Genomic DNA, 17497 nt, shown 5'->3' with positions numbered 1-17497 from the left:
GGCAACCTTCTACATCTAAGCAACATCTACTCATTTAATCACTCTTAAATTTAAACTGCTATGAAAAAAACTACAGGAATTTTCTTAATTCTGATCTTCGCGTTTGTCGGTATAATTACGGCATTCAAAAGCTTAGCCGACGATAAAAAACCTTACTTGGTAAAAGAATTTAGCCTAACCGGAGCGGGTAAACTGCAAGCCAAAACTTCGGGTGGCAGCATTAAAGTTACGGGTGGTTCGGGCGACCAGGTAAAAGTAAAGGTTTTTGTTACCCCTGCTAACTGGAAGCGTCGCCTGGAAGCACCTTCCCCGAAGCCTTAGCCAAATACACCATCGACGTTCGCCAGGAAGGTAATACTATTTATGCTATTGCCGAACGCAAAGAAAGAAGCTGGAACAATGAAAATAACTTAAGCATTGGTTTTGAGATTCAAGTGCCGCAGCAAATGGCCTGCAACCTGCGCACCAGCGGCGGCAGTATTAGCCTGGAATCCGTTACCGGGGAACAAACAGTACAAACCAGTGGAGGTAGCCTTAGCTTTAAAAACATTAAAGGCAACATGGACGCCAATACCTCCGGCGGCAGCATTGACCTGGCTAATTACCAAGGTTCCCTGGATGCCCAAACCAGTGGCGGCTCCATCAACATCGACGATGCCAACGGCAGCCTGAAAGTACATACCAGCGGGGGCAGCATTCACCTAGATAAGGTAGCCGGCGATATCAATGCTCATACCAGCGGGGGCAGCATCCACGCAGATGTACAACGCTTAGGTAAATATCTTACTTTAGAAACCAGCGGCGGCTCCGTACACGCTACCATTCCCGGCGGCAAAGGTCTAGACCTAGATTTAGAAGGTAATCGGGTAAAAACCGCTTTAACTAATTTTAATGGCACTTCGGATACTCGGCGGGTAAAGGGTACTGTAAACGGAGGCGGTATCCCGGTAAAAATGAGTACTTCCGGCGGTACCACCGAACTTTCTTACCGGATGTAGCTTTAAATATAAAATTTACATAAAAGAAAATGCCGGCTGCACTCACAGTCGGCATTTTCTTTATATTACTATTGTAGTGTTTCAGCACCACTCCTAGAAGACTTGAAAAGAATCCATTCTAAACCTTTATCTTACAAAAATTACCTTCACCCATAACGTTCTTCTAAGCCCAAACCAAACAAAGCAAAATCGTACTTTACGGGATCTGTCAGGTCAAATTCCTGAAGTTTAGCGGTAAGTTCAACGGCGGTTTGCCAATCGGTTTGCGGCCGGGTAATTAAACCTAAGCGGCGGGCTACCCGGTCCACGTGTACATCGCAGGGGCAAATTAAGTCGGCAGGCTGCATGTATTGCCAAAGACCAAAATCAACTCCTTTCTTATCTTGGCGCACCATCCAGCGCAAATACATATTCATTCGTTTACAAGCCGATTTGCGGGCAGGAGTAGAAATATGTTTTCGAGTACGAGAGGGCGATTCGGGTAAAGAAAAAACCAGATTGTGAAAATATTCTAACCGGTCTTTTTGATTCTGAATTTTGATAGGATCAGAACCTACAAAAGCCAGTTCCAGGGAGTCGTGCTGCAGGTAGAATTGGTGCAGAAAATAAACCAAATACAACAGATCGGTATCGTTAAAAGTCCGGTGTTTAAAGCCTAACAAAGCTTTCAAGTCGGAGTCCTGGTGGTTTTTGATAAAATCATAGGGCGCCGAATCAAACCGTTGCATGAGCTCAGCACATTTAGTTATAATCGTTTTTCTTTGCCCCCAGGCCAGTATTGCCGCAAACAAACCACTAATCTCAATGTCCTGCTTCCGGGAAAACCGGTGCGGAATAGAAATCGGATCGTCCGAAATAAAATGGGGCCGGTTAAACTTTTCGTAATTTTGTTCGAGTAACTCATACAGCTCCTGAAATAACAGCATAGTTAATTTAAATTAAAATCAAAAAAATAACTCTGCTAAAACCTCCAAAATAGAAGTTTAGGCAGAGTTAGTAGAATTTAAAAAGCTGCAATTGCTTAAGGCATATAGTTCACTTCCACCTGGAAGCGGCTATCCGTAGCGGCCAATTTCTGATAAGCCCGTTTTGAAACCCGAATAATTACTCTATCGCTGGTACTGTTTTCCGGTAATTTACCACTTACCCGCACGTACACACTTTGATTATTCAAGGTATTTTTCACCTGTAAAATGGTCCCCACCGGCGCGGTTTTATGTAAAGCCAGGTATTTATTTCCTTCTGCTTTGTCCATTACTTCTGCCATTCCGCTTTCCGAAATCCGGCTTAAATTTTCCGTATACCGGGTTTCCGTGCGTTCTTCTTTTACCTCGGAATTATCCCGGGTTGCCACCGAAGCGGTAGCCGATTTAATTTCTTCCCGACGAATTACCGGCTTGGGGCTGGTGGTTGGAGCAGAAGCAGGTACCGTGGTTGCAACTTTATCTTCATTTTTATCCGCTATAGCAACAGTATTAAGAGTACTTGTTACAGAACTATTACCGGGGGGAGTCACCACTAAGGTCTGCCCTTCCTGCAGATCATCGGAAGTTAAATTATTCCATTTTTTAAGATCAGTGGTACTTACGTTATATAGCCGGGCAATCGCAAATAAAGTTTGGCGAGCTCCTACCTGGTGTACCTTATTGTTACCATTGTTGGCTGTTGCAGGGTTAGTTATACCGGGACTAGTGGGTACGATAGCTACCGATGCAGAAGCTTCTTTTTGTTGACTAATTACCGATGATGTACTTTCAGCAGAATTAGCTTTACCGCGACTAGGCACAAATACGGTTTGCCCTACCACTAAGGAAGTTACGCCGGGGTTAGCTTGTTGTACCTGCGTAACGGAAATACCGTAGCGACGCGCCAAAGCATAAATTGTTTCTTTAGGGGCTACTTTATGAACGGTAAAGGTTTTACCATTTTTAACAACTGTACCTACTGAATCTACTACTGCCGGAATGGCGGCTTGGGAAACCTGAATGAAACCGCACGTAAAAACGGCGGCCAAAAAACCTTTAATCATATTCCTATCTTAACGAGCTGACGTTTCTTTCTTATTTCAAATTTAACTTTTCGGCCCGGATAAAAAAACTAACTTCCCTTGCTGGGGTCTTTTTTTTAGAAAGAATTATCAACATTCTTATCAACAAAACCCGTACGGAATGGCTATTAACTCACAGAGAGAGGAAAGAAAATTTATAAAAGATGGAGAATATAATTCTCTATGACTAACGAAGAATTTTGTTAAAGAATAGGCGCTGGAAAATAATCTTAGGTACAAATTAAAATAAACAAGTTCTCCTATTAAGCTTTACCCGCCGCTCGAAAATGGTTACCCTTTTTGGAAAGAGAAATACTTGTGTTAGTAGCAAGGTTAAACGAATAACCGGGAATTTACTGGTTCGAAGATAAAACTTTATCAGCTACCTCGTATTGCACTTCCACCATAAAGCGGTTATCCAAAGCTCCCAAGCGTTGATAAGCCCGTTTCGAAACCTTCACCACTACTTTTTCATTCGAACCAATATCGGGCAATTTACCGATTACCCGAACCGAAACTGCTTGATTATTCATCAGGTTACGAACGTTTATAAAGGAGCCTACGGGAGCGGTTTTATGCAAGGCCAAGTATTTATTACCCGATTTTCCTTCGCTGATTAATTCGGCCAAACCACTTTCCGTTACCCTCGAAAAAGTTTCCCGGGGCGCAGCCGCTCTTATGCTATCTTCGCGGCGTACCGCTGTATGATCGACGGGTATGGTTTCGGGCCGGGAAACTACCACCGGCGTTTGAGTTACAGCTGTTGTTTCAGGTTTAACGGGAATGACGGGTTCTACCGGAGAATTGGCTATTGCTTTTCCAGAAGAGGCCTGGGGCTTCACAATTAACGTCTGGTTATCGTGCACGTTATCGTCCGGCAGATTATTCCATTTTTTAAGGTCGGCAATACGCACATTATACAAGCGGGCAATTGAAAATAAAGTTTGTTTGCTATCTACTTTATGGACCTGGTTTCCTTGCCCATCGAACAAAACCGGACCACCAATTGTAGGAGATACGGGCGCAGTTTTATTTTCTTTTTTAACCGGCGTTTTCGTTACGTTAATTGTTTTAGATGGATTACCCGTGGCGGTTGCCACTGGAACGAAAATTACCTGACCTACCAGTAGCGTGGTTAATCCCGGATTTGTTTGCTTTATTTTGGTTACGGTTACGCCATATTTCCGGGCCACAGAAAAAATGGTTTCTTTGGCCTGCACTTGGTGCCGGATCAATTTATTACCATTAGCAATTATTTTTATCGAATCAAGAGGAGTTGCAATCGCATAAGAATTGCTTACAGACACTGCTGCTAACAAACACAAAGCCGCTACTAAAAACTTCATCATAGCCATAATTATTAAACGAAATACCCTACCAATGTATTTTTTGCTTTTATAAACAGCAGAGTATTATTTATTACAAAAAAAGTATCCCGAACTAAGCCGGAAGCAGAAGCCGTTAAAACTTCTTCCAACAACAACGTGCCTTCAGTCGCGGAGTAAACTCCTAAAATATTTTGCCACTTGCCCTTTGCTACGACCTCGTTATAACCTAAAATTAAATATTTTTCTGTTTCCAGGTAATCAATAGCGCCCTGGCCCTGCCGCTCCGAATGCGAGAAAATGAATTGACTCAGCAAAGCAAAATGCTCACTGGTTGCTGGATAGTGAACCGGGTAATTACTTTTAGAAGTTCGTGATCGGTTAAAACTAGTAACCGCTGCCTGAGCTTCTACCGGATTAATATTTGTTTCCAAGATAACCCCGGTTTGGGCATTTAAAGCCTGAAAAAACTCGTTTTCTGCTTTAACCGGCCGAGCTATAATTCGAGAATTATCGGCTAATCCGTAAAAAACCGTTTGATCCTGCTGCCATAAAATTTGGTACGAGTCGGCAGAAACGGCGGTAATACCTTGGTGCGTGCCAATAGCCCGATTGCCAAAACCATGCAAAAACAGCATTCGCCCGTAAGCATCTTCTAAACCCATCCACCAGTTTTCGGGTGCCCGGTAAGGAGCGCTAAGCTGGCCGTTTTGTAAATTTAGTACGGCAAATTCCACTTGTAAACGATCGCTGTCGCGGAGTTCGAACGCTAATAACCCTTGTTCATAATCTACCCGAATTTGCCAGATAGGCGATTCAAAGGTGAGCAAAAATTGTTGTTGCGGAGAACTTGCTTCCAAACGAATACCCGCCAAACCTAATAACCACCGGGTCTTGCAAAGGTAAAAAATCTATCGGAAAGAGCGGGCTTATATTTTCGGAATATCCGGTGAAACCACCTTGGTTAGTTAAAGAAGCAGATAATTGTAAGAAATTATTTTCGGGCGGAAGAATTAGTTCTTTTGAGCTAACTTATTTTAAATTGCGGCTGTTGGCCGTTTAAAGTGTAAATCTGTAAATTTTATCGTAAAATGGAAATAATTGGTATTATCCCGGCTCGTTACGCCTCTACCCGGTTTCCGGGCAAACCTCTCGTATCTATTCAGGGTAAAACCATGATTCAGCGGGTGTACGAGCAAGCGAGTAAAGCCCGTTTAGCCAAAGTTCTGGTAGCCACCGATGACGAACGAATTTTAACTGAAGTACAACGTTTCGGCGGCGAAGCCATACTTACCGTTAGTCACCATCAAAGCGGCACCGACCGTTGCTTCGAGGCTTACACGCGCTACAATGTGCCGCATGATTATATCATTAATATCCAAGGCGACGAACCATTTATTCAGCCGGAGCAAATTAACTTACTCGTTTCCTGCTTCGAAAATCCAGCTACCCAACTGGCTACTCTGGTAAAACCTATTGAAACGACCATTGAATTATTTAACCCAAACTCACCCAAAGTAGTTATCAACCAGCACCACGAAGCTATTTACTTTAGTCGCCAGCCGATTCCTTACTTGCGGGGAGCCGAAGAAAGTACCTGGACCGAAAAACATTCCTATTACAAGCACATCGGCATTTATGGCTACCGGGCTGATATTCTGGAACAAATTACTCAGCTACCGCCCTCCCCGCTGGAAAAAGCCGAGTCACTGGAGCAATTGCGCTGGCTGGAGAATGGCTTTAAAATCTCGGTTGCCGTTACGCATCAGGAAACTTTTGGAATTGATACGCCAGATGATTTAGAAAAAGCTTTGCAATTTAAAGAGTGATAGCTCTAAATCTTTCTACTGGAAATAAAAAATAGCATCTATTCACTTCATAGTACATTAGCTAATTCTCGCCAGTGGTTAACCGCCCACTTTTTTCGCTTTGTAATTAGCCTGAATGAGGATTTGCAGGATTTTATCCCGAAAATCGCCTTGAATGATTATTTCCTGGTCTTTGATGGTACCGCCTACGCCGCATTTATTTTTCAATAACTTACCCAGTTCTTTCAGGTCGTCTTCGGTTCCTACAAAACCCGTCACTAAGGTAACTTGCTTACCGGCCCGGGCTTTTTTATCTAGCTGCACTTTTAAGTTCTGCTGCGGCGGCGGCAAAGTAGTAATTTGCTCCTCCGGTTCGTATTCATATTTAAAATCTGGGTCGGTAGAAAAAACAACTCCCTGACGACCTTTTTTGTTTTTATCTGCCATATTCAGAATTTATTTTTTGCGTGATAGATTATACGTGTTTTTCTATTTCCATCAATAAACCCGCATCTTTTTATTCGTTTAGGTAAAAGAAGTGAGCCGTTTACAATAGGTTAATTTCTACGGTTTAATGAAAATTTTCCTTTATCTTATAAGTATATGCCCGAAATTACATTAATATGTGTAAAAATTTTAGGAGTGTTCTTTTAAAGAAATCTTCTCTAAGACGTTTTTTTTACTTGATCTGTCTCTATTAAAATCAGAACAAGAATAAAGTCAGAACAAGTAAACTATCATTAAATTTTTCTTTCCAATTATTTAATAATGCAAATGATGATACCAAAAGTGGTTTATTGCTTCTTACTAGCTGGTTTTTTGGGGCTGAATGCCTGCGAATTACCGCCGCGGGAGAAAACCGCAACGAGCGAAGGTACGGTTTTAACTACCGCCACCAGCGACGAAGTTAATCCGGATGAAGAATACGTAATGGTTACAACTGCCATCAGCATGCCCATGTACGTGAACCACGACCAGTCCGCTTTTAAACGCTGGGGACAAAAAATGGGGGTTAAAACTTCTATTCTGGGGCCGTCGGAGTGGGATGTGCCCGCTCAAATTGAAACTATTGAACAGGTAATTGCTACCCGGCCAGCCGGCTTGCTCATCAATGGCACCGATCCGGGTATTGCTTTAGCCATTAACCAAGCCGTAGCCGCCGGAATTCCTACGGTAGTTTACGATTCTGATGTACCTAACTCGAATCGGCATGCTTTTCTGGGTACCGACTGGTACCAGATCGGTCGCATGCAAGGCGAAGAAATGGTACGGCTAACCAACGGAAAAGGTAAAGTTGCTTACATGGGCATTTTAGGCCTAACCAATATGGAAGCCGGTTTTCAAGGTTTACTGGATGTACTCAAAAAGTACCCCAAAATGCAGGTGGTAGGTAAATACGACGATAAGGCCAACGTAGAGCTAGCTGCCAAAATTACCTCCGACGTGCTAGCGGCTCATCCGGATTTAGCGGGTATTTGCGGCTTTGATTCTAACTCGGGACCGGGTATGGCATTGGCGGTAAAAGAAGCCGGGAAAGCAGGCAAAGTAAAAATTACCACCGTAGATTGGGAACCAGAACATTTGCAATTAGTGAAAGAAGGCGTTATTCAAATGCTGGCCGGCCAGAAGCGGGAATTATTTACCTGGTACGGCGCGCAGTTTTTGTTTGACATGGTACACCGCACGAATCGGTTGTCCGCTAACGATGCTGCTTCTAATATTACCAACGTGCCCACCACCATTAATACCGGCCTGCTCCGGATTACCCGCGAAAACGTAGACCAATTTCTGAAAAAGTAAACTTACTGCTTTAGGCAACCTTAATGCGGGTTTCCTATATCAGTAGAATGAAACCGTTGATTTTTAAATGCCTTTATAATTAATCCGGAGGCGGAGCGCCTTCAGACCCGTTACTCCCTGTAAGGGTTCTAGCTCCAGAAACTCTAACTCCATACCCAGCTTTTGTTCTTGTTGGAAGCGATGAATAACCGGCAAAAATTCTTCTATTTCGGGACGGGTTGTATACACTAACGCAATGGTATCGGGCTGAGTAAGCCGCTCGTTTGTTCCTTTCAGGTGAGCTTTATCCAGCCGTTTTTTAATTATTTCGTACCGGATGCTATAAGAGCCTTCCACATCAAACCGGTGTTCGTCGAGCCGAAATTTTATATCTACCGGGTGCGAATGCAATAAAATAAGTTGGGTGGTTTGCAAAGGTAAAGGTAAGCCGGGTAATAGCTGGTGCGTTAAAGCCGCCATTTGCAGGATAGAGGCAAGTTGCCATTGCCGGATTTGCTGTAAATGCTCCGGCCCAAAAGGTAACCAAGGAGCAATAGAAGAACCGATGTACAGGTTGTACTCCAAACCGTCGGTGCGAAACTTCTCGAAGTAATGCGGGAAAATAGCTTGTATATTTCTGGCCTCTTGCTCTAGGTAAGTGGTAACAGTAGTATTTATTTGCGCCATACTTTGCTCGTAGGCCCGGTATTTTTGCTGATAAAGATGAGTTATTGGGTCTACCACTTCTAGATACGGGAATAACCAAGTATTAAATTCAGGGTGATGCTGGTGCAAATACCGGAAATAAGGATTTATCTCCCGTTTTATAAATTCCGTAATTTGTTCTTCTTCCTCCGGAGTAATTTTTTCTATCAACCGGCGTTGCCAATACCAGCACTTAGCCAGCAACTTTTCGGGCCTACTTTGATACCTGGGTAGGTTGGGCAATTGCAATATCTCCCCGATGGAGCGGAATTGACGGATAAAATCTTGCTGAATGGCTTTATTCCGTTCCGTGGAAGAATTGCGGACATCAATAGCCCCGTAAAAAGGAAATACTTCTTCAAAAATTACCTGCGTGGCTTCTTCTTCGAGCAGTTCTTCTTGGCCTTGTCGCAGGTAAGCCCAGGCGGCTTCGGCAAATTTCCACTCTAAAGCAGGTTGCAGCAGCGTAAATTTTTGCCGGATAATTTCTTCCATGCTGTTCTTAAACTGATTCCGCTGGTACAATAGTAATTCTACCACCATCGGAATAGCTTGTTCTACCTTGCGCAAAACTTCCCGGTTTAACACTCCCACGTGCGGGCTGCCAATTTCGAGCATACCCACCGCATTATTAGCGACTACCAGCGGATACACAATAAAACTTCCGAATCCTTTGCGCCGCAAAAGCCGTTGTTGGGGTGTTTTAGCGCAAGTTAAATCATTGAATATCCGTGGCTGAGGACGACGAACTATCTCATAGATTAAGTGTTGAACTTTGGGTTTACTTTTCTCATCTATTAATGGGGTAGAGTGTTTCAGGAAAATACTGCGGGAAGTATAGGGAGCGTGGTGCACGTAATTACCGTTTACCTGCAAAAAAGGCATTAACCCAATCTGGAGGTCTTGCAGGCCGCATAAGTTACGCAATGCTTTTTCAAAACGCTGGTAAATACCACTTTCTACCTCCGATTGCAAATGCACAAATACTTCTTTCAAATCCTGCAGGGTAGCTTGTTCGGTTACATCTTCCATCAGGAAAAAACTGAACCCATCGAACGTAAATTGCTCCAAAGGCAAGGCTACGGGTAGTTCTTCCACGGTTCGGATATTATTACCGGCAAACTCCAGCCAACTAGCATCTACGGGAGGCAAAGAACTCAAAGGATGGGGCTCCATAAACCGGAAATCGATCCGGAGGCGGTAATATTTCGTCAGGCCCGCTACTTCTTTCTTGATGGTAAGCCAGGGCGACAAGGCAATACTGGTCGGGATGTGGTAGCATTTCTCCAGCACCAATTTGTATAAAGCGCGCCCCAAATTTTCGCGCATGGTAAGCAAATCGGGGTGAGGGGGCGTTTCCGTGGAGGAACCGGCTAAACGCTTAAAAGATTCGGAATAATGAAAAAGGGAAAGCGGATGGTGGGGCAATCCAATAGCATACGGAGTTTCTTCGCCCTGATGAATAAATGGTAAAACACTGTGCTTGATTAGAGTAAAAAGCTCATCAATTGGTTCCGTATCCGTTAGTTCTTCTAAGGTATGCTGCAGCGCCAAAAAAGGAGTAAACTTGGAAATGAGGTAATCATACAAAAAAATAAGCCCCGATTTGGGTGGCGCTTCTTGTTTCTGCTTTTGCAGGTAATGCACAAACGGCTGAAAGGATAAGCGAAAAGGCCGAACGTTTTCTACTAGCCGGGGAATATTTATTTGCAGTAGTTCCATGCCTTTATTTTTAAAGTGCGCCTAGCAGCTTTTTTTGAATACCCTAACAATATAATAAGTAATCGTTAAGGCATCAACCGCTAAATAAGTAAAAGTAGATGTATAGTTAATTCAATAAAGCTCAATGAGGCGTTACTTCAGAAAAATCAATTATCTTAATTTTAATTACTTTGCGTAATTAGGTGCACAAATTCCTCCAGGGGCATACCTAACGAAACGTTATTATCCACGATACGGCAGTGGTACTCTCCTTCCATGGTATTCAGGAGCCAGTTTATTTCCAGAGCCGATACCCCCAACTTTTTTAAAGGTAATTTTTTTAACCGGGATAATTCCTCTGAAATCTGCCATTCATTTTTAATTAAATTGTAAACTGATTTTTTATCTAGTAGTACTTTTTTATTTCTCATTTCATTTTTTATCTGATAGGTACTCGTATTTCCTCGTTCTTTTTCCTGTTTTTAAATGTAACCTGCATTAGTAAGGATCGGTAATTTGGCGACTTTTCTGGATATAGTGGATTATTTGGTCCAGCCGGGTTAAGGAAGTAAATTCTTCGGGAATTAAGTTTGTTTTAAATTCGCGTTGCATCATCCGGATTAACTCCGCTATATCGACCGGTTTATAATTCAGGTCTAGCACTAAATCCGTTTCGGGTAAGATAGCTACCCGCGAAACAATGCCTTGGGCCAAAATCAAATCCTTCACTTGGTTAAATAGTGTCATGTGCCTTTAAATTAAATTTATAGTGGTTAGTTTACTTACTTCCATAAGATTGGTGGACTAGCCATGAAATAAAAAGATAGTGGCGAAACAAAAAATGACCCTTAGGCTAACTGCGGTTAAAGTTTTAAAAGTCGAATTTAAACTGACCTCGAATGCCTAATTCGGACGTATCCGGATGATCCAGGTAAGAAAAGCGTTTAACCAGGTCTATCCGGAAAAATTTAAAAATATTACCAATTCCCAAGCTGCCTTCCACGTATGGCTTATCTTCTAAAGAGTAAGTAGTCGTTACCCCGCTGGCATCCACCGGAAATTTCAACAATTGGTTATTTTCTGCCGGATTATTTTCAGGGCGCAGGCCGCCGTAAAGAACTTTAAGCGTGGCGTACTCCCGGAACTTGGTTTTTTTGATGAGCGGTATTTTATTAAAAATAAATCCGTTAAAGCAATGGTCAAGCATCATACTGGCGTACCGGTCGCTGGCAAATTCCAGGAAGTTCATCAGGTTATACGACTGAAATTGGTACGAATACGTTTGATTGGCCCGGTGAATGGATAATAGCGGGTACGGCACTTGCCCGAACAAATAACCGCCTTCCGTTACCACATCGGTATAACCTAATTGCGATAAACTGAACCGCTTAAATACATTCAGGGTGAGCTGCTGATAATTATACTCGCCATCGAACAAACCTTTTACCCCGGCTATGCCGCGCAAGGTAAATACCGGATAACGACCAACAAAGGAAGTACGGTAAATTTTGCCCTGAAAAAACTTTTCGTTGGGTGCCCACCGGAGTTCCGCCGATAATTCCGAAGTAGTTAAATGAGACAGCAAAGCGGACTGATTTTCGGAAGTGGTAATTCTTTCGAAAGCCAGGCTACCCGCCGGAGATTGTTGCCATCTTTTTAAACCCAAGCGGTAAGAAAAATGATTTTCAAACTCTTGCAAGTACTCCAGATTAAACGTTTTATTGTATAAATATTTGTCGTTGATGCCCCGTTTAAGCGACAAAAACACGTTACTTTCCTGAATTAGCTGCAATTCCTGACCGGGAATTTTGGTATCTTGCTGGTAGCTTACCCGCACGGATCTTACCGGAAAATCGTAAATGGTTTTATCGCTTAAGGAGTAAGTGGCTCCCAGGTAATACTTCCATTTCTCGTCTTTAAAACCGTAAGCCGCGTAGGTATCAAAATTAATTTTTTTACTGAAATGGGGCGTGGTGCGACCGCCAAACCGCAGCCGGAAACCTTCTACGGGATTGAAACTGTAAAAAGTAGCTACCGGGCCGATTTCAATGTTAGGACCAGCTTTTTTGTAACCGGCAATGAGTAAAGTAGCCCAATCGGCGGTTCTTTTAAAAGAAGCTGAATTTTTTAGGGTCTCAATATTAGTATAAGTAGTAGCTTCGCTGGCCGTTAAAGTATCCGGCCGGTTCGCTTGCAGAAAATTTTCGTCGGGTTGGCTCACTAACTCTGCCGTTACTACCGGTAAGCCATCGTAAAAATTAATGGGTTGCGGTTTATCAAAGGCGTAGTTTTTATAAGCTACCAGGCGCGTACCGTACATGCCAAAATTGCCTTTGGGGGTTAGGCCTAGATCGGCGCGCATCTCGCTTTTACTTAGGTGGTATTTACCGGCTTCGTCGGGAGTAAAATCCAGCTTAATGCGCAAATCCCGCACCCAGTTCAGGTTTATGGTTTTACTTATGCCTAAATCGGCTTTCTGCACGGCAAAGTTACCGTCTTGCGTTACGTATAAGTTGCCTGCAAATAAAAAGTCGGTTTCGTTACGGGGTTCAAAAGTTAACTTTATCAATTTGCCATTTTGAGTAGCTACTGTATCGGTAATATAAAACCGGTAAAAAGTAGGTGCCGCATCCGCAATTGGGCTTAAAAACTGATTGGTGACTACCGGAATGTTATTTTGGTAAATATCAATGTCCTGGTACAAGTGATTGAAATAGGCTTGCATTCCTTTACTATCGATGTACTCGCCAAAATCTACTTTCTTCTCAGCGGTAATTATTTTTTTGTTTTTGTCGGGATTCCGACGATAGTAGTTATTAGAAAAAACTTCCTGTAAATAAAAGGGCAGCAACGCTTTTCCCTTTAAGGTGGTCGTATCTAAATCTGAGATCAAGTAAGGAAATTTCCGGAGCAAAAAATTCTTCTGCATTTTTTCGGGCGTATTAGTAATAGAGAACCGCAGCTTTTCATATTGTTCGTACTCCGCAAAATTATACTGCTGCAATTGGTTCGCGGCTTTATGCGCTATTACTTCCCGGATTAAATCTACTGCCGGGTTGTTTTTATTCCGGTAATGGCGCTTGCCTTTGATAAGCACTTCGGTTAACTGCTGGCTATCGTTATCCAGGCTTAAGTTAAGTTCCTGGCTTTGATTGGGGGTAATGAACCGGGTAACGGTTTTATAACCCACGTAGGAGAACCGCACCTGCGAAAAAGCTTGATTTGCTTTTAATACGTACTTACCCGCTACATCGGTAACGGTACCAATTTGGGTATCCGGGAAATACACGGAAACTCCAATAAGGGGTTCCTGGGTTTGGGCATCATTTAAAATTCCTCTTACCACTGTAGGAGGGGCAGTCTGAGCCAGCATTTTATTTACCGCCAGGAAACACAAAACTCCAATCAGAAGAAGTACCTTGATGAAGTTTGATAAATAATGAGCAAACATAGTTTTAAAATTGACTGGGTGGTAGCAATATGAGCGGAACAAGGGATTGAAAGCAGGTTTAAATGTTAAAGTAAAATCCCACCATTTTCAGAAAACACCTTCTCGCAATTAATAGTGAGGAGTGGTTTCATCTGTTTGTGCTTTATCTAAAAAAGATATTGGCAGAAATACATTTGGCGAGGTACAAATAAGCAAATTCTATTTTCATGGATTTACGAATTGGTATACCGCAAATCTGTTAATTAACTGTTAGTCAAGAAATAGAAAGTCTGGTTAAGGGTAAAAACCTATCGGTGAAACGTTGAAATTTTTCGGTGAATGTTTTTAACCTGTCGGTGAGTACAATGTAGCATAGTTAATTAGCTCTGTTTCAGGGTTAGTAAGTATAATACAACGGCTAGATAAAGCTTTAAAGGAGAGCTGGTTCTTAAAAACAAGTGGATTATTAAAGTGTTTTAAACATTTGATTAAAATACTCGCAAAAAAAATCAATCAGCCTCTTGCGGAATAAATAAGTAATTGCAAATCATATCTTTCACTATTTTCTGGTGGTTTTCCACAAACTGGTCAAATTCTACATCCGTCATTTGCCACAATCGGGTACTCATTACTTTACTTTGGAAAATAAACTGCACATTAGCCGCTATGAGCTGCAACACATGCGGAATAGTAATGGAGCGAACCTCACCCGCCGCAATAGCTTTCTGCAACTGCTGGTCAAAAATCGTGGTAAGACGTTCTTTTTCTAAGGTTATAGCACAGAGAAAACGGTCCGGATTGCGGTGCAACTCGTTCTGCAAAAAGGTAACTAGGCCCGGATTACTTTTAAAAATTTGAAAATCATGATCAATTAATCCCGTGATTTTATCTTTCAAGGGTATAGATTGATTCATTATCTGGAGCATACCCCGGAAATTAAGCTCGAATAATTCATTAAAAACCAACGAAAAAAGTTTTTCTTTACTCCGGAAGTAATAATTTAACAAGGCTACATTCATGCCGGCTTCCTGAGCAATATCGCGGGTGGTAGTGCCATCGAAACCTTTCTCCAGAAACACTTTTTTAGCCGCCTCTTTTAACTTTTCTTCGGGTACTAAACAACAGTTTGTCATACTACTTTAAATGAATGGGACAAAGGTAAAAGGAAACTCTAAGATAATCTATTGTTTTAAACGATAATTTTAAACAATTGTTTAAAACAATTTTTTAGTCAACTCTAATTATATGTTTATCAAGGTTTTAATAAAATACGTGATATCTATAAAAAGGGAAGGGAAGAATTCTTTTAAAATAAAGTGTACGGGTTTATTCAAAAATATTCCCACTTTTATAAATTACTACCAGTAATTATCTTACTGCGTTAACGAATTATTGGCCTTATTAAGTAGCATTATTGCCTAAATTATTTGATCTTATCTTTTCCTTAGCCAAATTTGAGTGCTCCAAACAAGCATTATTTCATCAAATATTAGTTAAATTTATCCTATGAATAAACCAGTTTTTTACTTACTTGTTTTACTAGCCGCTTTTGCCACCTTAGCCGCTACCTCTCCCCTGCCCCACTTTTCTCCACCAAAGTCCGTTGTCGCCGCCGATTCTACCGCTTTTACGGTAGACAAACTGTACGAAGGATTTACTAATCCGTGGGGTATGGCCTGGTTGCCGGATGGCAGGTTATTGGTTACCGAACGGGCTGGACAGATTCTCGTTTTTAAAAATAACAAGTTTACCGGCGAGAAGTTAACCGGTGTACCGGAAGTGTTTGCCGAAGGCCAGGGGGGTTTGCTCGATATTAAATTACACCCGGATTACCAAAAGAACAAGTGGATCTATATTTCCTACTCCAAGCCGGTAGAAGGGGGCGCTACCACGGCCATTATGCGTTTTAAACTGCAAGGCAACCAGTTAGTGGAGAAAAAAGATTTATTTTTAGCGAAGCCCTATTTAAAAGCTGATTTCCACTTTGGCAGCCGCATAGTTTTCGATAAAGATAAGTTTTTGTACTTCAGTTCCGGCGAAAGAGGCACGCAGCCGAAAGTACAGGAATTAGATAACGATCACGGTAAAATTCACCGCCTCTACGACGATGGCCGCGTGCCGCAAGATAATCCTTTCGTCAACCAAAAAGGAGCCCATCCGTCTATCTGGACTTACGGCCACCGCAATCCGCAAGGCATGGTATACGATGCTGAAAACAACCGCATCTGGGCCGTAGAACATGGCCCGAAAGGCGGCGATGAACTAAACTTGATTCAGAAAGGGAAAAATTACGGCTGGCCAAAAACATCTTACGGCATTAACTACGACGGCACCATTCTAACGGAGTTTAAAGAAATGGCAGGGGTCGAAAATCCGGTTCGCTATTGGGTTCCGTCCATTGGTCCGTGCGGCATGACTATGGTAACCAGCAACCAATACCCGGATTGGAAAGGTAATTTATTAGTGGGCGCTTTGGCTTTCCGGTACATTGCCCGGGTGCAGTTAGAAGGCACCAAATACGTGAAAGAGCAAAGATTAGTGCAGGATATTGGCCGGGTTCGGGCCGTAGCCGAAGGGCCGGACGGTTTTATATACGCGCTAACCGAAGGGCCAGGCTTACTCATCAAGCTTACTCCCAGCAAGTCATAATGGAATAAAACTTAATTTTAATCAGGCAATACCTTCCATAAATAAACCCGGCGAATTTAAATATTCGTCGGGTTTATCTTTTAAGCTCCTGAATGAAGTTTATTCTTGTTAAAAAATTTTAAAAGCCGACTGGCAGGTCTCAGAAAAATGATGGTCTTCCTGCAACCAAAGGCGGGTTCCCCCTTTTATCCCGTCCCGGTTCGAAACAATGGTTATATTCTCGTCGAGGTTAAACCGGATTTTAGAAGCATTACCGCCACTAATGTACAAATGATCGTAATTAAAAACGGCTTTTAAAATTTTAAGTACCCGCTCCATTCGTTGGTTCCACTTTTCTTCACCGTGTTTCCGGAAAGCTCTCTCGCCCACATAATAGTCGTAACTTTTACGGCCACTTACCGGGTGATGCGCCAGCTCCAGGTGAGGCAATAAATTACCGTTCAGTAATAAAGCCGTACCAAAGCCCGTACCCAACGTAATAACCATTTCTAAACCCTGGCCTTTTACTACCCCTAAACCCTGCAAATCAGCATCGTTCACTAGCCGCACGGGTTTGTTTAACGCATCTTTTAATTGCTCTTGCAAACAAACATTCCGCCAAAGTTCGGTATCCAGGTTGGGCGCCGTAAACACCCGGCCGTTCCGAACATAGCCCGGAAAGCCAACGGATACTTTATTATAATCCGAAAAATCTTTCACCAATTCCTGAATGGTAGCAATCACCTTTTCGGGAGCGGCTGGCAAGGGAGTCGGCAGTTTTTTGTACTCATTTAACAGGTTGCCCTGAGCATCTAAAATCGTGGCCTTAATGTTGGAACCACCAATATCAACGGATAAAATTCTATCTTCGGATAAAAGACTTTTCATCGTGTAAAATTAGGAAACAGAAGTTTTTGGAACAGTAATATACTCATTTAATCCGAACAAGTTGTGCCGACGCTAGTACTTTACCAAGCCATATTTTCTGAGTCTATGTCTTCAAGGAAATCTTTCCTGAAAAATCTATCGCTACTACTTAAAACCAACAACTGAATCTCTTTCATTATCTTAAATTA

At 42.3% G+C, this 17497-nt stretch carries 16 protein-coding genes; 5 read left to right on the top strand and 11 right to left on the bottom strand.

Features of this window, described 5'->3' with window-relative positions; genetic code table 11:
* Positions 1 to 60: 60 nt before the first annotated feature.
* A complete protein-coding gene (locus tag AHMF7605_RS00980) occupies positions 61 to 321 on the top strand; it encodes a hypothetical protein (RefSeq protein WP_106925577.1) in 261 nt (86 codons plus the stop codon).
* Positions 282 to 998 (top strand): DUF4097 family beta strand repeat-containing protein, encoded by a 717-nt coding sequence (locus tag AHMF7605_RS00975; RefSeq protein WP_394336226.1) that lies wholly within the window; start codon positions 282 to 284, stop codon positions 996 to 998. Before AHMF7605_RS00980 ends, AHMF7605_RS00975 begins: the two co-directional genes overlap by 40 nt.
* A 146-nt stretch (positions 999 to 1144) precedes the next feature.
* Here the strand turns inward: AHMF7605_RS00975 and AHMF7605_RS00970 are convergent, their stop codons facing one another.
* The 4 genes from AHMF7605_RS00970 to AHMF7605_RS00955 all read right to left on the bottom strand — a co-directional run bounded on the left by AHMF7605_RS00970 (position 1145) and on the right by AHMF7605_RS00955 (position 5245).
* Positions 1145 to 1924, bottom strand: a complete 780-nt coding sequence (locus AHMF7605_RS00970) for a TIGR02757 family protein (RefSeq protein ID WP_106925573.1) — start codon at positions 1922 to 1924, stop codon at positions 1145 to 1147.
* A gap of 95 nt (positions 1925 to 2019) precedes the next feature.
* Positions 2020 to 3027 carry a LysM peptidoglycan-binding domain-containing protein gene (locus AHMF7605_RS00965; protein WP_106925571.1) on the bottom strand — a complete coding sequence of 336 codons (1008 nt, stop codon included), beginning with the start codon at positions 3025 to 3027 and terminating at the stop codon, positions 2020 to 2022.
* A 371-nt stretch (positions 3028 to 3398) separates the two neighbouring features.
* The gene (locus tag AHMF7605_RS00960; RefSeq protein ID WP_158267426.1) at positions 3399 to 4394 is read right to left on the bottom strand and encodes a septal ring lytic transglycosylase RlpA family protein; all 996 of its coding nucleotides are present in this window, start codon (positions 4392 to 4394) and stop codon (positions 3399 to 3401) included.
* An 11-nt stretch (positions 4395 to 4405) separates the two neighbouring features.
* On the bottom strand, positions 4406 to 5245 hold the full coding sequence (locus AHMF7605_RS00955; RefSeq protein ID WP_158267425.1) for a DUF4905 domain-containing protein: 840 nt from the start codon (positions 5243 to 5245) through the stop codon (positions 4406 to 4408).
* A 216-nt stretch (positions 5246 to 5461) separates the two neighbouring features.
* Between AHMF7605_RS00955 and kdsB the strand changes: the two genes are divergently transcribed.
* Positions 5462 to 6199: a 3-deoxy-manno-octulosonate cytidylyltransferase gene (gene kdsB, locus AHMF7605_RS00950; protein WP_106925565.1), complete on the top strand. Its 738-nt coding sequence runs from the start codon at positions 5462 to 5464 to the stop codon at positions 6197 to 6199.
* Positions 6200 to 6277: 78 nt separating this feature from the next.
* Here kdsB and AHMF7605_RS00945 read toward each other — a convergent pair whose 3' ends face one another.
* The gene (locus tag AHMF7605_RS00945; RefSeq protein ID WP_106925563.1) at positions 6278 to 6625 is read right to left on the bottom strand and encodes a translation initiation factor; all 348 of its coding nucleotides are present in this window, start codon (positions 6623 to 6625) and stop codon (positions 6278 to 6280) included.
* Positions 6626 to 6952: 327 nt separating this feature from the next.
* Here AHMF7605_RS00945 and AHMF7605_RS00940 point away from each other — a divergent pair, with 327 nt between their 5' ends.
* Entirely contained in the window at positions 6953 to 7978 is a 1026-nt protein-coding gene (locus AHMF7605_RS00940; protein WP_233218786.1) for a substrate-binding domain-containing protein, read from the top strand.
* 63 nt (positions 7979 to 8041) lie between these two features.
* Here the strand turns inward: AHMF7605_RS00940 and AHMF7605_RS00935 are convergent, their stop codons facing one another.
* From AHMF7605_RS00935 to AHMF7605_RS00915, 5 genes are all read right to left on the bottom strand, one after another.
* Positions 8042 to 10384, bottom strand: coding sequence for a GAF domain-containing protein (locus tag AHMF7605_RS00935; protein ID WP_106925559.1), 2343 nt, complete (start codon positions 10382 to 10384; stop codon positions 8042 to 8044).
* 161 nt (positions 10385 to 10545) lie between these two features.
* Positions 10546 to 10794, bottom strand: a complete 249-nt coding sequence (locus tag AHMF7605_RS00930; RefSeq protein ID WP_106925557.1) for a hypothetical protein — start codon at positions 10792 to 10794, stop codon at positions 10546 to 10548.
* A gap of 67 nt (positions 10795 to 10861) precedes the next feature.
* Complete coding sequence (locus AHMF7605_RS00925; protein WP_106925555.1) at positions 10862 to 11110, bottom strand: acyl carrier protein; 249 nt, start codon at positions 11108 to 11110, stop codon at positions 10862 to 10864.
* Positions 11111 to 11234: 124 nt separating this feature from the next.
* Positions 11235 to 13814, bottom strand: coding sequence for a DUF5686 and carboxypeptidase-like regulatory domain-containing protein (locus tag AHMF7605_RS00920; RefSeq protein WP_106925553.1), 2580 nt, complete (start codon positions 13812 to 13814; stop codon positions 11235 to 11237).
* Between the two features lie 488 nt (positions 13815 to 14302).
* Positions 14303 to 14926 (bottom strand): TetR/AcrR family transcriptional regulator, encoded by a 624-nt coding sequence (locus AHMF7605_RS00915; protein ID WP_106925551.1) that lies wholly within the window; start codon positions 14924 to 14926, stop codon positions 14303 to 14305.
* Between the two features lie 373 nt (positions 14927 to 15299).
* On the opposite strand from AHMF7605_RS00915, the gene AHMF7605_RS00910 reads away from it, so the two are divergent.
* Positions 15300 to 16442, top strand: a complete 1143-nt coding sequence (locus tag AHMF7605_RS00910; protein WP_106925549.1) for a PQQ-dependent sugar dehydrogenase — start codon at positions 15300 to 15302, stop codon at positions 16440 to 16442.
* Between the two features lie 108 nt (positions 16443 to 16550).
* Here AHMF7605_RS00910 and AHMF7605_RS00905 read toward each other — a convergent pair whose 3' ends face one another.
* Complete coding sequence (locus AHMF7605_RS00905; RefSeq protein WP_106925547.1) at positions 16551 to 17309, bottom strand: ROK family protein; 759 nt, start codon at positions 17307 to 17309, stop codon at positions 16551 to 16553.
* Between the last annotated feature and the right edge of the window lie 188 nt (positions 17310 to 17497).

Origin of the sequence: Adhaeribacter arboris (assembly GCF_003023845.1) — a bacterium.
GTDB lineage: Bacteria > Bacteroidota > Bacteroidia > Cytophagales > Hymenobacteraceae > Adhaeribacter > Adhaeribacter arboris.
The sequence above is the reverse complement of the archived record's forward strand: the minus strand, read 5'-3'. Positions and strand labels throughout refer to the sequence as shown.